This is a genomic window from Cellulomonas sp. P4_H12 (genome assembly GCF_056400905.1).
Genome location: NZ_JBFUKJ010000013.1, coordinates 130,681 through 152,116, shown reverse-complemented (window position 1 = coordinate 152,116; position 21,436 = coordinate 130,681). Strand labels below are relative to the sequence as shown.

20 protein-coding genes are annotated in these 21,436 nt (G+C 71.5%); all 20 read right to left on the bottom strand.

Annotated features, from left to right (window positions below; translation table 11 throughout):
* Nucleotides 1-256, bottom strand: a 256-nt coding sequence (locus AC1DQC_RS09550) for a zinc ribbon domain-containing protein (RefSeq protein WP_477050995.1), incomplete at its 3' end; no start/stop codon positions are given.
* Nucleotides 257-310: 54 nt separating this feature from the next.
* On the bottom strand, nt 311-1,309 hold the full coding sequence (locus tag AC1DQC_RS09545; RefSeq protein WP_477050999.1) for a polyprenyl synthetase family protein: 999 nt from the start codon (nt 1,307-1,309) through the stop codon (nt 311-313).
* Nucleotides 1,310-1,364: 55 nt separating this feature from the next.
* The gene (gene nuoN, locus AC1DQC_RS09540) at nt 1,365-3,050 is read right to left on the bottom strand and encodes an NADH-quinone oxidoreductase subunit NuoN (protein WP_477050994.1); all 1,686 of its coding nucleotides are present in this window, start codon (nt 3,048-3,050) and stop codon (nt 1,365-1,367) included.
* A complete protein-coding gene (locus tag AC1DQC_RS09535) occupies nt 3,047-4,594 on the bottom strand; it encodes an NADH-quinone oxidoreductase subunit M (RefSeq protein ID WP_477050993.1) in 1,548 nt (515 codons plus the stop codon). The genes nuoN and AC1DQC_RS09535 overlap by 4 nt, the downstream gene beginning before the upstream one ends.
* Nucleotides 4,595-4,609: 15 nt before the next feature.
* On the bottom strand, nt 4,610-6,595 hold the full coding sequence (gene nuoL, locus AC1DQC_RS09530; protein ID WP_477050992.1) for an NADH-quinone oxidoreductase subunit L: 1,986 nt from the start codon (nt 6,593-6,595) through the stop codon (nt 4,610-4,612).
* An 11-nt stretch (nt 6,596-6,606) separates the two neighbouring features.
* Nucleotides 6,607-6,906 (bottom strand): NADH-quinone oxidoreductase subunit NuoK, encoded by a 300-nt coding sequence (nuoK, locus tag AC1DQC_RS09525; RefSeq protein ID WP_477050991.1) that lies wholly within the window; start codon nt 6,904-6,906, stop codon nt 6,607-6,609.
* A complete protein-coding gene (locus AC1DQC_RS09520; RefSeq protein ID WP_477050990.1) occupies nt 6,903-7,841 on the bottom strand; it encodes an NADH-quinone oxidoreductase subunit J in 939 nt (312 codons plus the stop codon). The genes nuoK and AC1DQC_RS09520 overlap by 4 nt, the downstream gene beginning before the upstream one ends.
* Nucleotides 7,838-8,701 (bottom strand): NADH-quinone oxidoreductase subunit NuoI, encoded by an 864-nt coding sequence (gene nuoI, locus AC1DQC_RS09515; RefSeq protein ID WP_477050989.1) that lies wholly within the window; start codon nt 8,699-8,701, stop codon nt 7,838-7,840. Before nuoI ends, AC1DQC_RS09520 begins: the two co-directional genes overlap by 4 nt.
* Nucleotides 8,694-10,040 (bottom strand): NADH-quinone oxidoreductase subunit NuoH, encoded by a 1,347-nt coding sequence (gene nuoH / locus AC1DQC_RS09510; protein WP_477050988.1) that lies wholly within the window; start codon nt 10,038-10,040, stop codon nt 8,694-8,696. Before nuoH ends, nuoI begins: the two co-directional genes overlap by 8 nt.
* A complete protein-coding gene (locus AC1DQC_RS09505; RefSeq protein ID WP_477050987.1) occupies nt 10,037-12,625 on the bottom strand; it encodes an NADH-quinone oxidoreductase subunit G in 2,589 nt (862 codons plus the stop codon). Before AC1DQC_RS09505 ends, nuoH begins: the two co-directional genes overlap by 4 nt.
* Nucleotides 12,622-13,953 carry an NADH-quinone oxidoreductase subunit NuoF gene (nuoF, locus tag AC1DQC_RS09500; RefSeq protein WP_477050986.1) on the bottom strand — a complete coding sequence of 444 codons (1,332 nt, stop codon included), beginning with the start codon at nt 13,951-13,953 and terminating at the stop codon, nt 12,622-12,624. Before nuoF ends, AC1DQC_RS09505 begins: the two co-directional genes overlap by 4 nt.
* Entirely contained in the window at nt 13,953-14,789 is an 837-nt protein-coding gene (nuoE, locus tag AC1DQC_RS09495) for an NADH-quinone oxidoreductase subunit NuoE (RefSeq protein ID WP_477050985.1), read from the bottom strand. Before nuoE ends, nuoF begins: the two co-directional genes overlap by 1 nt.
* A complete protein-coding gene (locus AC1DQC_RS09490; RefSeq protein WP_477050984.1) occupies nt 14,789-16,138 on the bottom strand; it encodes an NADH-quinone oxidoreductase subunit D in 1,350 nt (449 codons plus the stop codon). The genes nuoE and AC1DQC_RS09490 overlap by 1 nt, the downstream gene beginning before the upstream one ends.
* On the bottom strand, nt 16,135-16,923 hold the full coding sequence (locus AC1DQC_RS09485; RefSeq protein ID WP_477050983.1) for an NADH-quinone oxidoreductase subunit C: 789 nt from the start codon (nt 16,921-16,923) through the stop codon (nt 16,135-16,137). Before AC1DQC_RS09485 ends, AC1DQC_RS09490 begins: the two co-directional genes overlap by 4 nt.
* Nucleotides 16,920-17,471 (bottom strand): NuoB/complex I 20 kDa subunit family protein, encoded by a 552-nt coding sequence (locus AC1DQC_RS09480; RefSeq protein ID WP_421743496.1) that lies wholly within the window; start codon nt 17,469-17,471, stop codon nt 16,920-16,922. The genes AC1DQC_RS09485 and AC1DQC_RS09480 overlap by 4 nt, the downstream gene beginning before the upstream one ends.
* Nucleotides 17,472-17,495: 24 nt before the next feature.
* Nucleotides 17,496-17,858, bottom strand: a complete 363-nt coding sequence (locus AC1DQC_RS09475; protein WP_477050982.1) for an NADH-quinone oxidoreductase subunit A — start codon at nt 17,856-17,858, stop codon at nt 17,496-17,498.
* Nucleotides 17,859-17,892: 34 nt separating this feature from the next.
* Nucleotides 17,893-19,158, bottom strand: coding sequence for a geranylgeranyl reductase family protein (locus AC1DQC_RS09470; protein WP_477050981.1), 1,266 nt, complete (start codon nt 19,156-19,158; stop codon nt 17,893-17,895).
* Between the two features lie 223 nt (nt 19,159-19,381).
* Entirely contained in the window at nt 19,382-20,068 is a 687-nt protein-coding gene (locus AC1DQC_RS09465; RefSeq protein ID WP_477050980.1) for a hypothetical protein, read from the bottom strand.
* Between the two features lie 29 nt (nt 20,069-20,097).
* Nucleotides 20,098-20,859, bottom strand: coding sequence for a signal peptidase I (locus AC1DQC_RS09460; protein WP_477050979.1), 762 nt, complete (start codon nt 20,857-20,859; stop codon nt 20,098-20,100).
* Nucleotides 20,856-21,422 carry a hypothetical protein gene (locus tag AC1DQC_RS09455; protein WP_477050978.1) on the bottom strand — a complete coding sequence of 189 codons (567 nt, stop codon included), beginning with the start codon at nt 21,420-21,422 and terminating at the stop codon, nt 20,856-20,858. The genes AC1DQC_RS09460 and AC1DQC_RS09455 overlap by 4 nt, the downstream gene beginning before the upstream one ends.
* Nucleotides 21,423-21,436: the final 14 nt, after the last annotated feature.

The following is a 21,436-nucleotide window of genomic DNA, read 5'->3' as shown; positions in this document are numbered from 1 at the left end:
CGTCCGTTCTGGGCTCGTCGGCGCGCCGCCGCCGAACTACACCACCGACGGGCGGGGCCGGCCGGACCGCGGGCGTCGGGACGCTGTACGGGGACGGCACGACGGGCTGCGCGGCGTCGACGCGCGCACCGCACTCCGCGCAGAACACGGCGCCCGGCTCGAGCACCGCACCACACGTGCGGCAGGTCGACTCGTGCGTTGCTGTGCTCACTGCGGACCTCCGGGTCGCGTGCCCCGTGCGGGCCCGCGCCGACATGGTGCCACGAGCCGATCCGCGCGAGCAGGGGTGTTCACCCGAACGTCGGGGCCATCAGGACGCGCGGTCCACCAGGGCGTCCGCGAAGGCGATCAGCGCGTCCTTCACCGGTCCGGCGGGCAGCGGGTCGAGCTCGCGCACCGCGGCCTGCGCGAGCGCGACGGCTCGCGCGCGCGTCTCGTCGACCACGGGGTGCACCCGGAGGGCGACGACGGCGGCCGCCAGGTCGGCGTCGGAGGACAGGTCGCCGTCGAGCAGCGCGACCAGGTGGCGGTCCGCGTCGGTGGCGTGCGGGCCGGCCGCCCGGGCGCGCAGCAGCAGGGCGGGCATCGTGGGCACGCGCTCCCGCAGGTCGGTGCCGGGCGTCTTGCCGGTGACGTCGCCGTCCGAGGTGAGGTCGATGACGTCGTCGGCGAGCTGGAAGGCGACGCCGATCTTCTCGCCGAAGCCGGTGACCACCGCGACGACGTCCGCGGCGCACCCGGCGAACATCGCCCCGAACCGGGCGGAGGTCGCGATCAGCGAGGCGGTCTTGTCGGCGAGCACCTGCAGGTAGTGAGCGACCCGGTCGTCCTCCGGCCGCGGGCCCACGGTCTCGTGCAGCTGCCCGAGGCAGAGCCGCTCGAACGTGGCGGCCTGGATGCGGACGGCGTCAGGCCCGAGCCCGGCCACCGTGGCGGACGCGCGGGCGAACAGCAGGTCGCCGGTCAGGATGGCGACGGAGTTGCCCCAGACCTCGTGCGCCGCCGGGGCACCGCGACGCAGCGGCGCGGAGTCCATCACGTCGTCGTGGTACAGCGTGGCCAGGTGGGTGAGCTCGACGACGACAGCGGCGTCGACCACCTCGCGGCGCGAGCCGTCGCCCAGCTCGGCGGCGAGCAGCGTCAGCAGCGGCCGCAGCCGCTTGCCGCCGGCGTTGACCAGGTGGCGCGAGGCGTCGTCGGCCAGCGGGTCCACGTTGGTCACGGCGTCCCGGAGGCGCTCCTCGACCAGCGCGAGCCGCACGGCCAACCGGTCGGCCAGGTCTGCATCGGCCAGCGGGAAGGCCGTCATCGAAGTCACGGCACGAACCTATCCCGGCGCGACGATCCCGCCGGACAGGCTGGCGTCACGGCAGGAACGTCGCGACGTTGCCGATGAGGTCGAGCACGCCCGACGGGGCGACACCGAGGCCGATGGTGATCAGGGCGCAGACGGCGATCGCCACCACGGCGAAGCCCTCCGTGCCCACGACGGTGGTGGTGACCGCCGCGCGCGTGTCCACGACGGGAACGGCCTCGACCGCGACCGCCGCGTCGCCGACCAGCGCGAAGCCCTCGGCCGAGGGGGCCAGTGCGGCCACCTCCGTGGACTCGTCGTCGGCCCCCGCGGGCTGCGTGAAGAACATCAGCACGATGATCCGCACGTAGAAGAACACCGCCACCGAGGACGCGAGCACGCCGATGAGCGCGAGCGGCCAGGCGCCGCCCTCGACGGCTGCGGAGAACACGGAGAACTTCCCGGCGAACCCGGCGGTGAGCGGGATGCCCGCGAACGACAGCAGGAACAGCGCGAAGGTCAGCGCGAGCAGCGGGTGGGTGCGGCCCAGCCCCGCCCACTGGGACAGGTGCGTGGCTTCCCCGAGGATCGGGCCGTCCTCGCCCGAGCGCTCGCGCACGAGCCAGACGATCCCGAAGGCTCCCACCGTCGCGGCGCCGTAGACGAGCAGGTAGAACAGCACGGCGACGATGCCGGCCTGGTTGAGGGCGATGATGCCGGTGAGGATGAACCCGGCGTGCGCGATCGACGAGTACCCGAGCACGCGCTTCATGTCGGTCTGCACGAGGGCGGCCACCGTGCCGACGACCATGGTGAGGATGGCGACCGTCCACAGCACCACGCCGAGGTCCCAGTGCAGGCCGGGCACCACGGTGTAGACCACGCGCAGCAGGGCGCCGAACGCCGCGACCTTGGTGCACGCGGCCATGAATCCGGTGATCGGCGTCGGCGCGCCCTGGTACACGTCGGGCGTCCACGTGTGGAACGGCACGGCGCCCACCTTGAACAGCAGGCCCGAGAGAACCAGCACCGCGCCCACGAGCAGCAGGCTGTCGAGGCCGGTCGGGTTCTGCGTCATCTTCGCGATGTCGGAGTAACGCAGCGAGCCGGAGTAGCCGTAGAGCAGCACGATGCCGAAGAGCAGCAGCGCCGAGGAGAACGCGCCGAGGAGGAAGTACTTCATCGACGCCTCCTGCGAGAGCAGGCGACGTCGACGAGCCATGCCGGTGAGCAGGTACAGCGGCAGGGACAGCACCTCGAGCGCGACGAACAGCGTGAGGAAGTCGCCCGCCGCGGGGAAGATGAGCATCCCTCCCGTGGCGAACAGCAGCAGCGGGTAGATCTCCGTCTGCTGCACGCCCTTGCGGCGCGCGAGCTCCTCGTAGTCCGATCCAGGCACCGCGGCGGCGTTGGGCGCGAAGGCGTCCTCCCCCGTCTCGGTGCGGTCCGCGACGATGAGCAGGGCGAGCAGGGCCAGCAGCGCGATGGTGGCCTGCAGGACCAGCGTCGGCCCGTCGACCAGCAGCGAGCCGCCGAGCACGACCGTGCCGCCCGTCTTCTCGACGCCGCTCCACAGGGCGGCGACCGCGACGATGGCGCCGAACAGGGCGACGAGCGCGAGGCCCAGCTGCACGGTGCGGCGCAGGCGGGCGGGCACGAAGGCCTCGACGAGCACGCCGACGACCGCGGCGAGCAGCACGATGACGACCGGGCTCAGTGCCGCCCAGTCGACGGTGGGTGCGGTGAAGTCGGTCACTGGTCGCTCCCTTCGTCGTCAGTGATGTGCGAGGTGGCGGCCACGGGCACGTCCTGCACGCCCACCTGGTCCAGCGTGACGGTCGCGGGCGGGCGGACCAGGTCGAGCGCCGGCCCGGGGACGAACCCGAAGACGACCATGAGGCCGAGCAGCGGCGCGACGACCCACCGCTCGCGGGACACCAGGTCCTTCATGTCCGCGAGCTCGGGCCGGACGGGCCCCGTGAAGACGCGCTGGTAGGTCCACAGCACGTAGACCGCGGCCAGGACCACGCCGAGGCTCGCGACGATCGACGCAGCCGGGTGCCGCGCGAAGGTGCCGACCAGCACCAGGAACTCGCTCACGAAGGTCGACAGGCCGGGCAGCGCCAGGGCGGAGAGCCCGGCGACCAGGAACGTGCCCGCCATGACCGGCACGACCTTCTGCAGCCCGCCGAAGTCGGCGATCTGCTGCGAGCCGCGCCGGGCAACCAGGAAGCCGGCGATGAGGAACAGCGCGGCGGTGGAGAGCCCGTGGTTGACCATGTAGAACGACGATCCGGCGATCGACGTCGACGTGAACGCGAAGATGCCGAGCACGATGAACCCGAAGTGGGACACCGACGTGTAGGCGATGAGCCGCATGAGGTCCTTCTGCCCGATCGCGAGCAGCGCCCCGTACAGGATCGAGACCACGGCGAGCACGATGATGACGGGCGCGGCCCAGCGCGAGGCGGCCGGGAACAGCGGCAGGCAGAGCGTGAGCATCCCGAAGGTGCCCACCTTGTCGAGCACGCCGACCAGCAGCGTCGACGTCCCGGCGGGTGCCTGCTGCGCGGCGTCGGGCAGCCAGGTGTGCACGGGGAACATGGGCGCCTTGATGGCGAACGCCAGGAAGAACGCGCAGAACATGAGCTTCTCGGTGGTCGACGAGAGCGTCAGCCCGGTGAGGTTGTCCGTGAGGAAGCCCTGCGGCCCGCCCGGTCCCTGCAGGTACAGGGCGATGACGGCGACGAGCATGATGAGCCCGCCGGTCAGCGAGTAGAGCAGGAACTTCACGGCCGCGTACCGGCGCTGGGCCCCGCCGAACATGCCGATCATGAAGTAGACCGGCAGGAGCATGGCCTCGAACAGGACGTAGAAGAAGAACACGTCCCGCGCCGAGAACACGGCGACGATGAACGCCTCGAGCAGGAGCACGAGGGCGAGGTAGCGCCGCAGGTTCTCGGTGGCGACCGTGAGGCTGCCCTGCTCACGCCAGGCGGCAAGCACGACGAGCGGCACGATCAGCACCGACATGAGCACGAGCGAGAGCCCGACGCCGTCGACGCCGACCGCGTAGGACACCCCGAAGGCGGGGATCCAGCCGTGGACCTCGGTGAGCTGGACGGTGCCGGCGTCGGCCACGTCGAACGCGGTCAGCGCCAGGACGCCGAGGACCAGCTCGAGCAGCGTCACGCCGAGCGCGACGGCCCGCGTGCGGTTGGCAGGGAGCACCCACAGCGCCACCGCGCCCAGGAGGGGCACGACGATGAGGGCGGTCAGCCAGGGGAAGGAGGACGACATCGGTGGGTGCACTCCTCAGTTCTGGATGACCAGGACGACGACGACGAGGACGACGAGCCCGAGCAGCATCGACGCGGCGTACGAGCGGACGAACCCGGTCTGCAGCCGGCGCACGAAGCCGCCGAACAGGACCGTGGACAGCCCGACGCCCGTCACGGTGCCGTCGATGACGGTGCGGTCCGCGTACACCAGCGAGCGCGTGAGCGCCTGACCGGGCTCGACCAGCACGACGTCGTTGACCGTGTCCTGGTAGAGGTCGACGCGGGCCGCCCGGGTGAGCGACGTGCCGAGGGGCGGGACGACGGGGACGTGCGAGATGGCGTACCGGCGCCAGGCGATGACCACGCCGACGAGCACGAGCCCGAGCGTGAGGACGGTCAGCACCCAGACGGGCAGCACCGGCTCGTGGTGCTCGGGCTCCCCGAGGACCGGTGCGAGCCAGTCGACGAACCGGTCGCCCATGTTCAGGAAGAACCCGAGCCCCACCGAGCCGACGGCCAGCACGATCATCGGCCACGTCATGAGCTTCGGGGACTCGTGGGGGTGCTGCGCGCTGCCGTCGCGCTTGGTGGACCAGCGACGCTCCCCCTCGAACGTCATGAAGAACAGCCGCGACATGTAGAACGCCGTGATCCCGGCCGCCAGCATGGTGATGCCGCCGAAGACCCACGCGCGCCACGGCGACCCGTCGACCGGCACGAACGCCGCCTCGATGATCTTGTCCTTGCTGAAGAACCCCGAGAACGGCGGGATGCCGATGATGGCGAGCCAGCCGGCCATGAACGTGAGCCACGTGATCGTCATGTACCGCGCGAGGCCACCGAAGCGCCGCATGTTCACCTGGTCGTCCATGCCGTGCATGACCGAGCCGGCGCCGAGGAACATCCCGGCCTTGAAGAAACCGTGCGTGAGCAGGTGGAAGATCGCGAACGCGTATCCGACCGGCCCCAGGCCCGCGGCCAGGATCATGTAGCCGATCTGCGACATGGTCGAGGCGGCCAGCGCCTTCTTGATGTCGTCCTTCGCGCAACCGACGATCGCCCCGAACAGCAGCGTGATCGCGCCGACGATCACCACGACCAGCTGGGCCGTGGGCGCCGCGTCGAACAGCGGCGCCGACCGCACGATGAGGTAGACGCCGGCGGTGACCATGGTCGCGGCGTGGATGAGCGCGGACACCGGCGTCGGGCCGGCCATGGCGTCGCCGAGCCAGGACTGCAGCGGGAACTGCGCCGACTTGCCGCAGGCGGCGAGCAGCAGCATGAGCCCGATCGCGGTGGCCGTGCCCTGGCTGATGCTGCCGTCGACTCCGCTGAGGACGGTGCCGAAGTCGACGGCGCCGAACGCCGAGAACATGAGGCCCAGCGCGATGATCAGGCCGAGGTCGCCGATGCGGTTGGCGACGAACGCCTTCTTGGCCGCGACCGCGTACTCGGTGTTGTGGTTCCAGAACCCGATGAGCAGGTACGACGCGAGACCGACGCCCTCCCAGCCGACGAACAGCAGCAGGTAGCTGTCGGCCAGCACGAGGATGAGCATCGCGGCGACGAACAGGTTCAGGTACGCGAAGAACCGCCGCCGGTCGGCGTCGTGCGCCATGTACGCGACGGCGTAGATGTGGATCAGGGTGCCGACGAACGTCACCAGCAGCACGAACGTCAGCGAGAGCGGGTCGAGCCGCATGCCCGCGTCGACCTGGAACGCCCCGGCGTTGATCCAGGTGCCCAGGTGGACGTCCGTCACGCGCGAGTCCTCGGGCCGCTGGAGCATCGCGACGAACACGATGGCGGCGACGACGAACGCGGCGGCCGAGGCCAGCACGCCGAGCCAGTGGCCCCACCGGTCCGACCGGCGGCCGGTCAGGAGCAGCACCGCCGCACTGAGCAGCGGGAGCCCGACGAGCAGCGGGGCGACCAGCAGGACCCCGGCGCGCACGGTGGTGGTCGCCGGCGTGATCGAGTCCGTGGGCAGGCTCGCCACGAGAGTTGTCAGGGTGTGCACGTCCCGGCCCCTCAGCTCTTCAACAGGTTGATGTCGTCGACCGAGGCCGAGCGTCGGGTGCGGAAGATGGCGACGATGATCGCCAGCCCGACGACGACCTCGGCGGCGGCCACGACCATGACGAAGAACGCCATGACCTGACCCGTGAGGTTGCCGTGGATGCGGGAGAACGTGACGAGCGAGAGGTTGGACGCGTTGAGCATGAGCTCGACGCCCATGAACACGATGATCGCGTTGCGCCGCAGCAGGACGGTCGTCGCGCCGATGGAGAACAGGATCGCCGCCAGCACCAGGTAGTGGGTCAGGCTCACTTGCCCTCCTCCTGTCCGATGGCGCCGGCGGGACCGGTGGACGGCCCGTCCTGGCCGGTGTCGCTGACCGCCGCCTCCAGGCTGGTCGCGCCGACGGACCCACCCGGGTCCGCCGCCGGAGGAGGTGTGCCCGTACCGCCGCGGACGGACGCTGCGCCCGCAAGCACGCGCTCGGTGCGGGCGGCGAACTCCTCCGCGTCGGCCTCCTGGCCGCGGATGCGCAGCACTCGCGGCACGGAGATCTCCAGCGGCTGCCCGTCCGGGCCGAGCGCCGGGACGTCCATGGCGTTGTGCCGGGCGTAGACGCCCGGGGCCGGCAGCGGGGTGAGGATGGCGCCCGCCGCGACGCGCGCGTCGGCCCGCTCCTTCTGCCCGACGCGCGGCGTCAGCCGCTGACGGTGCGTGAGCACCAGCGCGCCGAGGGCCGCCGTCACCAGCAGGGCACCGACCACCTCGAAGGCGAACACGTACTGGCCGAAGATGATGTGCGCGACGCCGGTGGGGTTGTTGGTCGACAGCTCGCCCGCCAGCCCGAACACCTTGCCGTAGGTCGCGCGGCCGACCACGCCGACCAGCACCACGCCCAGGCCGATGCCGGCCAGCAGGCCGATCCAGCGCTGCCCGCGGATGGTCTCCACCAGCGAGTCCGAGGAGTCGACGCCGACGAGCATGAGCACGAAGAGGAAGAGCATCATCACGGCGCCGGTGTAGACGACCACCTGGACCACCCCGAGGAACACCGCGTCCTGCGCGACGTAGAGGAACGCCAGCGAGATCATCACGACGACCACGGCGAGGGCCGCGTGCACGGCCTTCTTCGCGAACAGCAGCCCGAGCGCGGCGAGCACCATGATCGGGCCGAGGGTCCAGAACAGCACCGCCTCGGCCGTCGTGGTCTCCCCCGACTCGAGCAGCGTCGTGGCGAGCGCGCTCATCGGGTGCCCTGCTTCGTCGCGGCCGCCACGGTCGCGGCCATGACCGCCGCCGTCGGGCCGGGCACGTTGGCGGCGTCGACACCCTCGCCGCCGGGCAGCGTCGGGTCGTCCGGGCGGTGCTCCTTGACCCACGCGACCTGCGCGGGCGTGGAGCCCGTGACCTCGCCGCGGTAGTAGTCGGTGTCCGTGGTGCCCTCGACCATGGGGTGCGGCGCCTGCAGCATCCCGCTGCGCAGGGGGGCCAGCAGGTCCTGCTTCTCCCAGATCATCCCCGCGCGGGTCGGACCGGCCAGCTCGTACTCGTTGGTCATGGTCAGGGCGCGCGTCGGGCACGCCTCGATGCACAGGCCGCAGAAGATGCAGCGCAGATAGTTGATCTGGTAGACGCTGCCGTACCGCTCCCCCGGCGAGCGCTGGTTGTCCGGCGTGTTGTCCGCGCCCTCGACGTAGATGGCGTCCGCCGGGCAGGCCCAGGCGCACAGCTCGCAGCCGATGCACTTCTCGAGCCCGTCCGCGTACCGGTTGAGCTGGTGACGGCCGTGGTACCGGGGCTTGGCGGGGACCTTCTCCGACGGGTACTGCTCGGTGACGGTCGGCCGGAACATGTTCGACAGCGTCACGCCGAACCCGCCGACCGGTGCGAAGAGCTCCGCGAGAGGTCCGCGCGGCTCGACGAGCGAGGTGTAGCCGGCGGGCTCGACCGCGGCGACCTCCCCCGCGGGCTTGCGCGGGGCGACGGCCTTGCCGGCGGGCTTGCCGGTCGCCGGCGCGGGCTTGCGGACCGGCTTCCCGGTCGGCGTCGCAGGCTTGCGGGCCGGCACGCCCTTGCCCTGGGGGTCGGGCTTGCGGGGCTCAACCACCGTGCACCTCCTGAGGGGTCGTCTGCTTCTCGGCGTCGGCGGCAGCCGCGGCGTTCGCGGCGGCGCGCTGCTTGCGCGGCGACGGCGGGAGAACCTGTCCGGGCAGCGGCGGAACGGGGTAGCCGCCGGCGTACGGGTCGTAGACCTGTGGCCCGGGTGGCCTCGTCGGTCCGGGCGGCGTCTTCTTCTCGGGGATGAGGAACGAGACGACGAGGCCGACCACGACGATGCCGGCGAGCACGAACAGCACGGAGCGCAGGTCGAGGCCGGAGAACTGCCGCACGCCCTGCACCGCACCCACGCAGACCACCCAGACGAGCGCCGCGGGGATGAGCACCTTCCAGCCGATCTTCATGAACTGGTCGTACCGGAACCGCAGCACCGAGCCGCGGATCCAGACGAACACGAACATGAAGAACCACAGCTTGGCCAGGAACCAGAGCACCGGCCACCAGCCGTGGTTGAACATCCCGTCGTTGATCGCCGAGATGGGCCACGGAGCGCGCCAGCCGCCGAGGAACAGCGTGGTGGCCACGGCCGAGACGTTGAGCATGTTGATGTACTCGGCAAGGAAGAACCACGCGAACTTCATCGACGAGTACTCGGTCATGTACCCGGACACGAGCTCGCCCTCGGCCTCGGGGAGGTCGAACGGCAGGCGGTTGGTCTCCCCGACCATGGAGACGAGGTAGATGAGGAACGCGGGCAGCAGCGGCAGGAACCACCAGACCTGGGTCTGCGACGTGACGATCCCCGACGTCGACATCGACCCGGCGAGGATGAACACGCTGACCAGCGACAGCCCCATGGCGAGCTCGTAGCTGATGACCTGGGCGGTCGAGCGGACCGAGCCCAACAGCGGGTACGTGGACCCGGAGGACCAGCCGCCGAGCACGATGCCGTACACCCCGACCGACGCGCACGCGAGGATGTAGAGCACGGCCACCGGGAAGTCGGTGAGCTGCAGCGGCGTGAGGACGCCGAACAGGTCGACCTCCGGGCCGAACGGGATGACGGCGAACACGAGCAGCGAGCAGAAGACCGCGATCATCGGCGCGACGATGTAGACGAGCTTGTCGGCCGCCTTGACCGTCATGTCCTCCTTGACCAGGAGCTTCATGGCGTCGGCGAGCGACTGCAGCAGGCCGAACGGGCCGTGCACGTTGGGCCCGGGCCGCACCTGCATGCGGGCGACGACCTTGCGCTCGAACCAGATCGCGATGAGCACGCTGGTCAGCAGGAAGACGACGATGGCGACGGCCTTGATCAGCCAGATCCACCACGTGTCCTGGCTGAAGTCGGCGGTGACGGGGGCGACGGCGTCGGTGATGATCCTCATGCGCGCGCCTCCTCGGTCTGCAGGTGCCGCCCGGCGGGCGCCAGCCGGACGATGTCACCGGCGTCCGCGTGCAGGGCGTCGCGGATGCCGAGCCCCGCGGCGTTCGTCGGCACCCAGACGACGTGGTCCGGCATGTCCGTGACGACGACGGGCAGGACGATCGTGCCCGCGTCCGTCGACACACCGATGGTGCCGCCGTCCGACACGCCGACGGCCGTCGCGGTGCCCGCGGAGATGCGGGCGACGGCGCGCTTCGCGGTGCCGGCGAGGTACGGCTCGCCCGACTGCAGGCGTCCGCCGTCGAGCAGCTGGTGCCAGGTGGCCAGCACGGCCGTGCCGGGCGCGACGGCGGGCGGCTCGGTGGCCGCCACGTCGGGCGCGTCCACGCGGGCGCCGTCCCAGCCGCCCAGCTGGTCGAGCTCGGCGTGCACCGCGTCGAGCGTCTGCAGCCCGAGCTCGACACCGAGGGCGTCGGCCAGCCGGTCCAGCACGCGGTGGTCGGCCAGGGCGTGCGAGACGAGTGCCTGCGGGAACGGGCGCGGGCGCCCCTCCCACGTGACGAAGGTGCCGGACTTCTCGGTCGGCGGCGCGACGGGAAGCACGACGTCCGCCCGCTCGGTCACCTCGGACTGCCGGACCTCGAGCGAGACCAGGAACGTGACGCGGTCGAGCGCCTCGCGGGCGATCGCCGGGTCGGGCAGGTCGGCCGGCTCGAGACCGCCCACGACCAGGCCGCCGAGGCGCCCGGCGCGCGCGGCGGCGAGGATCTCGGTGGTCGAGCGTCCGGGCTCGGACGGCAGGTGCTCGACGCCCCAGGCCGCGGCGAGGTCGACGCGGGCGGCGGAGTCGGCGACCGGGCGGCCGCCGGGCAGCAAGGACGGCAGCAGGCCGGCCTCGACGGCGGACCGCTCCCCCACGCGCCGCGGGACCCAGGCGAGCCGGGCGCCGGTGCGCCGGGCAAGCCGGACGGCCGCGGAGAACCCGCCGGGCACGCCCGCCAGTCGCTCCCCGACGAGGATGAGCGAGCCGTCGGCGCCGAGCAGGTCCGCGGCGTCGGCGAGGTCGTCGTCGACCCCGATCCCGTCGAGGATCTCGGCCTCGGTGCCGGGGGCCGCCGGCAGCAGCGTGCCCGACAGCCGCTGGAGACCGCGGCTCTCGAGCGCGGCTACCGACAGCACGCGGGTCTTGCGGGCGACGACGGAGTCGCGCAGCCGCAGGAAGGCGATGCCCGCCTCCTCCTCGACCTCGAGCCCGACGAGCAGCACGGCCGGTGCGCGGTCGAGGTCGGCGAACGTCACCTCGAGGGTGCGGCCGGCGACGTGGTGGCCGAGGAAGGTCTCCTCCTCCGCCGAGTGCGGGCGGGCGCGGCCGTCGACGTCGTTGGTGCCGAGCGCGACGCGCGCGAACTTGCCGTACGCGTAGGCGTCCTCCAGCGTGAGGCGGCCGCCGGGCAGGACGGCGACGCCGATCGCGGTGTCGCGCGGGTCGTCGGGCTGCTGCGCGGCACGCAGTCCGGCCGCGGCGACGTCGAGCGCCTCGACCCAGCTGGCCGGCTCGAGCTCGCCGTCGGCGTTGCGGACCAGCGGCGTCGTGATGCGGTCCGGCGCGGACTGCCAGGTGAAGGCGAAGCGGTCCTTGTCGGTGATCCACTCCTGGTTGACCACCGGGTCCTCGCCCGCCAGCCGGCGCAGCACGACGCCGCGGCGGTGGTCGATGCGGAGGGCAGACCCCTGCGAGTCGTGCTCGCCGACGCCGGGCGTGGAGACCAGGTCGAACGGGCGCGACCGGAACCGGTACGCCGCGCTGGTCAGGGCGCCGACGGGGCAGATCTGCACCGTGTTGCCGGAGAAGTAGGACGCGAACGGTCGCCCGGAGGCGTCCTCCGCGGCGGCGCCCAGCGGGGCCTCGCCCGCGAAGCCGAGCACGGTCGTGTCGAACGTGCCGATCTGCTGGTTGGCGCCACGCTTCTGCAGGTCGATGAAGACGTCGCCCGCGATCTCCTCGGAGAACCGCGTGCAGCGCTGGCACAGGATGCAGCGCTCCCGGTCGAGCAGGATCTGCGTCGAGATGGCGATCGGCTTGGGGAACGTGCGCTTGACGTCGACGAACCGCGTGCTCGCGCGGCCGTTGCTCATCGCCTGGTTCTGCAGGGGGCACTCGCCGCCCTTGTCGCACACGGGGCAGTCGAGCGGGTGGTTGACCAGCAGCAGCTCCATGACGCCGTGCTGGGCCTTGTCGGCTTCCGGCGACGTGTGCTGCGTCTTGACCTGCATGCCCGGCGTGGCCTCGAGCGTGCAGCTGGCCTGCGGCTTCGGCATCTTGGCCAGCTTGCCGTCGCGGCCCGGCGCCCAGACCTCGACCAGGCACTGGCGGCAGGCGCCGGCCGGGGCGAGCAGAGGGTGGTCGCAGAACCGCGGGATCTGGATGCCCAGCTGCTCGGCGGCGCGGATGACGAGCGTGCCCTTGGGCACCACGGTCTCGATGCCGTCGACGGTGAACGCCACCGTGTCGGTGGGCTCGGCCGGCGGCGGCACCGGGGCGGCGGGGACCAGGGACGTCGTCGGCCCGGAGGACAGGATCGTCATGCGTGCACCCCTACGAGACTGGGCTTCGGCGTGTAGGCGAACAGCGAGCTGAGCTCGGGCGGGAACAGCACGTCCGCGGGCGTGTGGGTCCCCGCGACGAACTCGTCGCGGAAGTACTGCACGGCCGAGGTGATCGGGCTCGTCGCGCCGTCGCCGAGGGCGCAGAACGCCTTGCCGAGGATGTTGTCGCACAGGTCCAGCAGCAGGTCGATGTCGGCGAGCGTGCCCTGCCCGGCCTCGATCCGCTGCAGCACCTGCACCAGCCAGTACGTCCCCTCGCGGCACGGCGTGCACTTGCCGCAGGACTCGTGCTTGTAGAACTCGGTCCACCGCGTGACGGCCCGGACCACCGACGTCGTCTCGTCGAAGATCTGCAGCGCGCGGGTGCCCAGCATCGAGCCCGCGGCGCCCACCGACTCGTAGTCCAGCGGCACGTCGAGGTGCTCGGCCGTGAAGATCGGCGTCGACGACCCGCCCGGCGTCCAGAACTTCAGCTCGTGGCCCTCGCGGATGCCGCCCGCCATGTCCAGCAGCTCGCGCAGGGTGATGCCCAGCGGCGCCTCGTACTGCCCGGGCCGCGTGACGTGGCCCGACAGCGAGAACAGGCCGTGCCCGGTGGAGCGCTCGGTGCCCATGGACTTGAACCAGTCCGAGCCGCCGACGACGATGCCGGGCACCGACGCGATCGACTCGACGTTGTTCACCACGGTCGGGCGCGCGTACAGGCCGGCGACGGCGGGGAACGGCGGCTTGAGCCGGGGCTGGCCGCGCAGGCCCTCGAGCGAGTCGAGCAGCGCCGTCTCCTCGCCGCAGATGTACGCACCGGCGCCGGCGTGCAGGGTGATCTCGAGGTCGAACCCGGACCCCAGGATGTCGGTGCCGAGGTAGCCGGCGGCCCGGGCCTCCTCGATCGCGTTCAGCAGGCGCCGGTAGACGTGCAGCACCTCGCCGCGGACGTAGAGGAACGCGTGGTGGCAGCCGATCGCGTAGCTGGTGATGATCATGCCCTCGATGAGGTGCTGCGGGCTGGCCATCATCAGGGGGATGTCCTTGCAGGTGCCCGGCTCCGACTCGTCGGCGTTGACCACGAGGTAGCGCGGGCCTCCGTCCGGCGCCGGCAGGAAGCCCCACTTCATGCCGGTCGGGAAGCCGGCGCCCCCGCGTCCGCGCAGGCCCGAGTCCTTCACCATGGTCACGACGTCGCCCGCCTGCATGCCCAGCGCGCGGCGCAGCCCGCGGTAGCCGCCGGCGTCCTCGTACGACGCGAGCGACCACGAGCGGTCGGCGTCCCACGTGTCCGTGAGCACCGGGGTGAGGGTCGTCGCCATCACGACTCCTTCGCGTCGTCGGAGGACTGCTTCTTCTGCTCGCCGGCCGGCGAGACGTCACCCGGGGTCGTGACGGGGCGCTGGGCGCTCGACTGCTCGCCGCCGACCTTCGGCTCGTGCGTACCGCCGGCGGCGGCGACCGTGCCCTCGGGGAACTCCGGGGCGGTCCAGCCCTCCGCGCGGGCCAGCGCGAGGCCGCGCAGCGTCGGCACACCCGCGCCGACGCCCTCGTCGGCACGCCCGTCACCGAATCCGGCGAGCACGCGCGACATCTCCTTGAACGAGCACACGCTCGCCGCGCCGCGCGTCGGGACCACGGGCTTGCCCGCCGACAGGTCGTCGGCCAGCTGCCGGGCGCTGTCGGGCGTCTGGTTGTCGAAGAACTCCCAGTTGACCATCACGACGGGCGCGTAGTCGCAGGCCGCGTTGCACTCGATGCGCTCGAGCGTGATGGCGCCGTCGTCGGTCGTCTCGTCGTGCCCCACCCCGAGGTGGTCCGACAGGTCCTCCCAGATGGCGTCGCCGCCCATGATCGCGCAGAGCGTGTTCGTGCAGACACCCACCGTGTACGTGCCGTTCGGGTGCCGCTTGTACTGCGTGTAGAACGTGGCGACCGCGGACACCTCGGCCGTGGTCAGGCCCAGGTGCTGCGCGCAGAACGCGATCCCGCGCGGGCTGACGTAGCCGTCCTCCGCCTGGACGAGGTGCAGCATCGGCAGCAGCGCCGAGCGCGCCTGCGGGTAGCGGGCGACGATCACGTCGGAGTCKGCCGTGAGGCGCGCGTGCGTCTCGGCGTCGTACGCCGTCCTGTGGGTCCTGCCGGTCTCGATCGACATCAGCGGTCCACCCCTCCCAGCACCGGGTCGAGCGACGCGACGGCGACGACGACGTCGGCGACCTGCCCGCCCTCGCACATGATCGACGTGGCCTGCAGGTTGTTGAAGCTGGGGTCGCGGAAGTGCGCACGGTACGGGCGCGTCCCGCCGTCGGACACCAGGTGCACGCCGAGCTCACCGCGGGGGTGCTCGACCGTCTGGAACACCTGGCCGGCCGGCACGCGGAAACCCTCGGTGACCAGCTTGAAGTGGTGGATCAGGGCCTCCATCGAGGTGCCCATGATCTCCCGGATGTGGTCCAGCGAGTTGCCCATGCCGTCCGAGCCGATGGCCATCTGCGCAGGCCAGGCCACCTTCTTGTCGGCGACCATGACCGGTCCGGGCCCGATCTTCTGCAGGCGGTCGAGCGTCTGCTCGACGATCCGCATCGACTGGTAGCACTCCTCGAGCCGCAGCACGAGGCGCCCCCACGAGTCCGCCGACTGCGCCACGGGGACCTCGAAGTCGTACGTCTCGTAGCCGCAGTACGGGTTGTGCTTGCGCACGTCGTACGGCAGGCCCGCCGACCGCAGCACGGGGCCCGTGATGCCCAGGGCCATGCAGCCGGAGAGGCCGAGGTAGCCGACGTCCTTGAGGCGCAGGTGCAGGATCGGGTTGGCCAGCATGAGGTCTTCGAGCTGCTTGAAGTACCCGCGGACCAGCACCAGTGCCTCGCGGATGGTGTCGATCGCGCCGGGCGGGATGTCCTGCGCGACGCCGCCGGGCCGGATGTACGCGTGGTTCATGCGCAGGCCGGAGATCAGCTCGAAGACCTTGAGGATCTCCTCGCGGGCTGTGAAGCCCACCGTCATGATCGTCGTCGCGCCCAGCTCGTTGCCGCCGGTGGCCAGGCAGACCAGGTGCGACGTGATCCGGTTGAGCTCCATCATCAGCACGCGGATGACCGTGGCGCGCTCGGGCACGTCGTCCGTGATGCCCAGCAGCTTCTCGACCGCCAGGCAGTACGCGGCCTCCTGGAACAGCGGCGCCACGTAGTCCATGCGCGTGCAGAAGGTCACGCCCTGGGTCCAGGTGCGGAACTCCATGTTCTTCTCGATGCCGGTGTGCAGGTAGCCGATGCCTGCGCGGGCCTCGGTCACCGTCTCGCCGTCGATCTCGAGCATGAGCCGGAGCACGCCGTGGGTCGACGGGTGCTGCGGGCCCATGTTGACGACGATCCGCTCCTCGCCGAGGCGGGCGGCCTCCTCGGCGATCTCGGACCAGTCGCCGCCGGACGCCTCGAAGGAGGGGACGCCCTCGGTGTCGCTGTCCACCACGTGCGCGGTGGAACGGGGTGTCTGGGTGGTCATCGGTACGACCTCCGCTGGTCCGGGGGCGGCACGGTGGCGCCCTTGTACTCGACCGGGATGCCCCCGAGGGGGTAGTCCTTGCGCTGCGGGTGGCCCGGCCAGTCGTCGGGCATCTCGATGCGGGCCAGACCCGGGTGACCGTCGAAGATCATCCCGAAGAAGTCGAACGTCTCGCGCTCGTGCCAGTCGTTGGCCGGGTACACCGAGACGGTCGACGGCAGGTGCGGGTCGGAGTCCGGGACCGCGACCTCGAGCCGCAGCCGGCGCGAGTGGGTCACCGAGACCAGGTGGTAGACGGCGTGCAGCTCGCGGCCGGCGTCGTGCGGGTAGTGCACGCCGGAGACGCCGAGGCTGAGCTCGAACCGCAGGTCCTGGTCGTCCCGGAGCACCTGGGCGACCTCGACGATGTGCTCGCGCGCCACGTGCAGCGTGAGCTCCTCGCGGTCGACGACGACGGACTCGACGGCCGCCGCGTACGTGGTGCCGGACTCGTCGAGCACCTCGACGAGGATGTCGACGACCTCGTCGAACCAGCCGCCGTACGGCCGCTCGCTCGGGCCGGGCAGCGCGATGGCCGTGACCAGCCCGCCGTAGCCGGAGGTGTCGCCCGAGCCGGTGGCGCCGAACATGCCGCGCCGGACGTCGACCACCTCGATCTGGTGCCGCCCCTCGACCGGGATGTTCTGCGAGCCGGCCTCGAGCGCGGCCTCGCTGGTGGACTGCGCAGCCGTCGTCGCGTCGCCGGGCTTCGCGGCGTCCGCGGCGTCCGTTGTCGAGTCCGTCACTTCAGCAGCCCCGTCATCTGCGACGTCGGCGTCGCGGCCAGTGCGGCGGCCTCTGCGGCGGCGGCTGCCGCCTTACGGTTGCCGCCGAGCGGCTCGTTCTCGATCTGCTCGTGCAGCGCGAGGATCGCGTTGATGAGCATCTCGGGCCGCGGCGGGCAGCCGGGCAGGTAGATGTCGACGGGGATGATGTGGTCGACGCCCTGCACGATCGCGTAGTTGTTGAACATGCCGCCCGAGCTGGCGCAGACGCCCATGGAGAGGACCCACTTGGGCTCGCTCATCTGGTCGTAGACCTGGCGGACCACGGGCGCCATCTTCTGGCTGACCCGGCCGGCCACGATCATGAGGTCCGCCTGGCGCGGGGACGCGCGGAACACCTCCATGCCGAACCGCGAGATGTCGAACCGGCTGGCGCCGGCCGCCATCATCTCGATCGCGCAGCAGGCCAGGCCGAAGGTGACCGGCCACAGCGACGCCTTGCGGAAGTACCCGACCAGGTCCTCGACCGTGGTGAGCAGGAACCCGGACGGTGCCTCTTCGATGCCCATCTCAACACTCCTTCGTGAAAGCGTTCAGTCCCACTCGAACCCGCCGCGCTTCCACTCGTAGACGAACGGCACCGTGATGATCACCAGGAAGCCCAGCATCGCGACCAGCCCGAACAGGGCCAGGTCCGCGAAGCTCACGGCCCACGGGTAGAGGAAGACCACCTCGATGTCGAAGATGATGAAGGTCATCGCGACCAGGTAGTACTTGATCGGGAACCGGCCGCCGCCGATGGCGTGCGGCGTGGGCTCGATGCCGCACTCGTACGCCTCGAGCTTGGCGCGGTTGTAGCGCTTCGGACCCAGGATCACGCTCGAGCCGACGCCGCCGAGGGCGAGCACGGCGGCGATGCCCATGAGGAAGAGCAGCGGGACGTACGGGTTGCTCATCGAACGTCACTCCACTTCGTTGTGGTCGGGGTGCTCATGCTGCCGGGGCGATCCGGGCCAGGCCGGCGATCACCCGGTCCACCAGGTCACCGCCCTTCGGCTCGTAGCAGTCGGACAGGAGCTTGAGCACGAACTTCATGACGAGCGGCCGCGGCAGCCCGTACCGCGTGCACACCCGCATGACCTCGGGGTGCTCGATCAGCCGGACGAACACCCGGCCCAGCGTGTAGTAGCCGCCGAGATCGTCCTTCATGCGGCTCTGGTAGGTGGCGAACGCGCGCTCGCGACCGGCGGCCGTGCCGCGCGCGAGCCCCTGGGAGATGGCGTCGGCCGCGACCCGGCCGGCCTGCAGCCCGTAGGCGATGCCCTCGCCGTTGAACGGGCTGATCATCCCCGCCGAGTCGCCCGCGAGCATCAGGCCGTTGCTGTACAGCGGCCCGCGGTTGAACCCCATCGGCAGGGCTGCGCCCTTGACCGGACCCACCTGGTTGTCGGGCGTGAACTCCCAGTCGGCCGGCACGTGCCGCATCCACGTGGCGAAGAGCTTCTTGTAGTCGACCTTCGTCGGCGCGGCCGTCGACGCGACCGACCCGAGCCCCACGTTCGCCGTGCCGTCGCCGAGCGAGAAGATCCAGCCGTACCCGGGCATCAGGTTGCCGTCGTCGTCGCGGAGCTCGAGGTGGCTCTCCATCCACGGGTCGTCGTGGCGCGGCGTCCGGAAGTAGGTGCGGACCGCGACGCCCATCGGGCGGTCCATGCGCTTCTCGAGGCCGATCCCCGTGGCCAGCCGCGCGGACACCCCGTCGGCGGCGATGACCACCGGCGCCCGGTAGGTCACCGTCTCGCCGTCGACCTTCGCGTGCACGCCGACGACCCGCCCCGAGCGCTCGTCGCGCACCGGACCCGTGACGGTGGTGCGCTCCTGCAGCTTGGCGCCCGCCGCGCGCGCGTGGTCGGCGAGCGTGTGGTCCAGCGACATCCGGGACTTGGCCAGCCCGTACGACGGGTAGCTGGACAGCTCCGGCCACGCGAGCTCGAGCCGGTGGCCGCCACCGATGACCCGCAGGCCGACGTTCCGGATCCAGCCGTCCTGCTCCCGGATCGGCAGGCCCATGCGCACCAGCTCGGCCACCGCGCGGGGCGTCAGGCCGTCGCCGCAGACCTTGTCCCGCGGGAACTCGGACTTCTCCAGCAGCAGCACGTCCAGGCCCGCGGAGGCACAGTGGAACGCGGCGGCGGACCCAGCCGGGCCCGCGCCCACGACGATGACATCCGCGTCATCGACCGTTGCATCCACCACCAGTGACCCCACTTGTGACGTTGTTCACGTACTGCTCCCGGCGAGTGTAACCAGCACCACTTGGGCTGTCTGCGAAGGCACTCCTTACCTCGCGGCGGCGGGTGAAGAACGTGCCCTGAACTGCCCGTCGACGGCCCGGTTCTCGCCGTCGCGACGACGCCGAGCGGAGGCGCGGCGAGGCCCATTGTTCACCCGAACGGGCGCTCCTGGGCGAATGCCCGACTCAGTCCTCGCTGCGGCGCGACCGGCGACGCGCGACGAGGAGCAGGAACCCCACACCGATAGCGCCCAGCGAGACGCCGAGGACCCGCGCGACGTCGGCACCGGTGCGCGCCAGGCCTGCGGGCCCCGAGGCCGCCGGGCGCGCGGCACTCACCGAACCAGCCGAGCTGGTAGGCGATGCCGACGAGCTTGGCGCAGCGCTCGGGCTGGCGGTCGGCGGGTTCTCGGCCGGGTCTGGGCCGACACTCGTCTGCACGAGGATCGCCGCGTCCAGCACGGAGGTCGCAGCGAGCCGGCTCGTCACCTGCGATGCGGCATCGAACGTGACGACGAGCGGGATCCGCGTCGCCGCGCCGGGAGCCAGGACCGGACCGTGCCAACGGCTGCCACCAGCGGCGGCCGTGCCGTCGATCGTGAGCGACAGGTCGCCTGCGAGGGTCCCGGGCGTGACACCGAGACCACTCGCGACGAGCAAGTCGACGCGAGCGGGGTCGCCCGACGCGTTGCGCACCCAGAGGGCCGAGCTCACCACGTCTCCCGGCACGATCACCTGCGGCGTCCCGAACAGCGCCGCGCCGAGCGACGTCGACCAGTTCGTCCCGTCGCTGGAGAGCTGCAGCTCGTCGGCGGCCTGCGCCGGCGCGGCGCCAGCCGCGACACCGAACGCGGCGAGCAGAGCGACGCACATCGTTGCCAGAAGGTGTCGTGAGCGCATATTCACCGGATCCGGCCCGCCGCCCTGCCACCGACGACCAGGGCGCCGACGACCACCACACCGACAGCAACGATGGCCACGGGAACGGAAAGGGGTGGGCGCACGGCGCCGACTCGCGCGGGCCGGGCAGAAGTCACGAGCGGGACGGCTACGGCCGTGCCCGGCTGGAGGTCCGGGGGGCCAGCGTCAATCGGGACCCTGACGACCTCGTCGGGCTCGCGCCGACGCCGAACCCGGTCCCGTAGACCGCCGCTGACGAGGACGAGCCCGTACAGGATCAGTGCTCCCGCGACAGTCTTGAGCAGCCACCCGGGGCGGTTGATGCCGACCCACGTGTTCACATAACCGAGGTAGGGCAAGTGATAGACCACGATCCCCCGCACCTGCACGGCGCGGACCGGGTCGTCGTCGACGTTGTTCGCGTCGCCGCGGGTCACGAACGCGCGCTCGCCGTCGGACGTCGACCCGAGCCCGACGACGCGGTGCGTGACGACCTCGGGCTCGTTCGAGCGCAGCTGGTAGGTCACGACGTCGCCGATACTGATCTTCTCGACGGGTGTGGGTCGGGTCACCACGAGGGTCCCCGGTGGCATCGACGGCTGCATGGAGCCGGTGAGCACCGTGTACGGCGTCGCCCCCAGAACCAGCGGCACCACGATCAGGGCGAGTGCAAGCAGAACCACCACTGCAAGCGCCAACGACGAGGCGACCGCCGCGACCCACCGCAGGACGTTGCGCCGCGGCGCGGCGAGTGCGCGCGTCACCGGCACTCCATGTTCACGTAGTTGGTCCCGAAGCCAAAGATGAAGTATCGAACGCCCTGGGCCCCGATCACGTTGCTCGGCAGGGTCCACTGAGCGCCGCCGACGAACGTGACGGTCGCCGTCACGGTGATTGTCTGCAGCCGAGTCTTGTCTGCGAGAGTCGAGCCGACCTGGTTTGCCTGGAGGCTGAAGCTGGTCGCTCCGGCGGTAGGCGTGAACGTCCGGGTGACGTTTGCGTCAGAGACCACAGTGAGGAGGTACGACACGGTCGCGCCCGCGGGCACGGCCACCGCACTCCAGGAGATCGACACAGGCGAGTCGGCGCCGTCGACAGGATTGGCCGGCGGCGTGCAGCCTGCGACCGGCGCGGCCATGGTGACCCCGCTCGCGGCGGCGGTGAGCGGGCGGACATCGCTCCAGAACGCCCAGCCCGCACCCGAACCGCCGAGCACCAGCGCCACGGCAATGCCGATCGCAATGCCAAGACGCCCTGCCGGCGTCCGCGCGCGGCGCCGCACAGGCGCGACCGACGCAGCCTCGGCCCCCTCGCGCGTGCGGTTCATCGGATGTCCTTCGT

Excerpts from the sequence above, each read along its gene's own strand:
- AC1DQC_RS09545 (WP_477050999.1), bottom strand. The coding sequence starts at position 1,309 with ATGACGGCCTTCCCGCTGGCCGATGCAGACCTGGCCGACCGGTTGGCC.
- AC1DQC_RS09535 (WP_477050993.1), bottom strand. The coding sequence starts at position 4,594 with ATGTCGTCCTCCTTCCCCTGGCTGACCGCCCTCATCGTCGTGCCCCTC.
- AC1DQC_RS09520 (WP_477050990.1), bottom strand. The coding sequence starts at position 7,841 with ATGAGCGCGCTCGCCACGACGCTGCTCGAGTCGGGGGAGACCACGACG.
- nuoH (WP_477050988.1), bottom strand. The coding sequence starts at position 10,040 with ATGAGGATCATCACCGACGCCGTCGCCCCCGTCACCGCCGACTTCAGC.
- AC1DQC_RS09505 (WP_477050987.1), bottom strand. The coding sequence starts at position 12,625 with ATGACGATCCTGTCCTCCGGGCCGACGACGTCCCTGGTCCCCGCCGCC.
- nuoF (WP_477050986.1), bottom strand. The coding sequence starts at position 13,953 with ATGGCGACGACCCTCACCCCGGTGCTCACGGACACGTGGGACGCCGAC.
- AC1DQC_RS09490 (WP_477050984.1), bottom strand. The coding sequence starts at position 16,138 with ATGACCACCCAGACACCCCGTTCCACCGCGCACGTGGTGGACAGCGAC.
- AC1DQC_RS09480 (WP_421743496.1), bottom strand. The coding sequence starts at position 17,471 with ATGGGCATCGAAGAGGCACCGTCCGGGTTCCTGCTCACCACGGTCGAG.
- AC1DQC_RS09475 (WP_477050982.1), bottom strand. The coding sequence starts at position 17,858 with ATGAGCAACCCGTACGTCCCGCTGCTCTTCCTCATGGGCATCGCCGCC.
- AC1DQC_RS09465 (WP_477050980.1), bottom strand. The coding sequence starts at position 20,068 with ATGTGCGTCGCTCTGCTCGCCGCGTTCGGTGTCGCGGCTGGCGCCGCG.
- AC1DQC_RS09455 (WP_477050978.1), bottom strand. The coding sequence starts at position 21,422 with ATGAACCGCACGCGCGAGGGGGCCGAGGCTGCGTCGGTCGCGCCTGTG.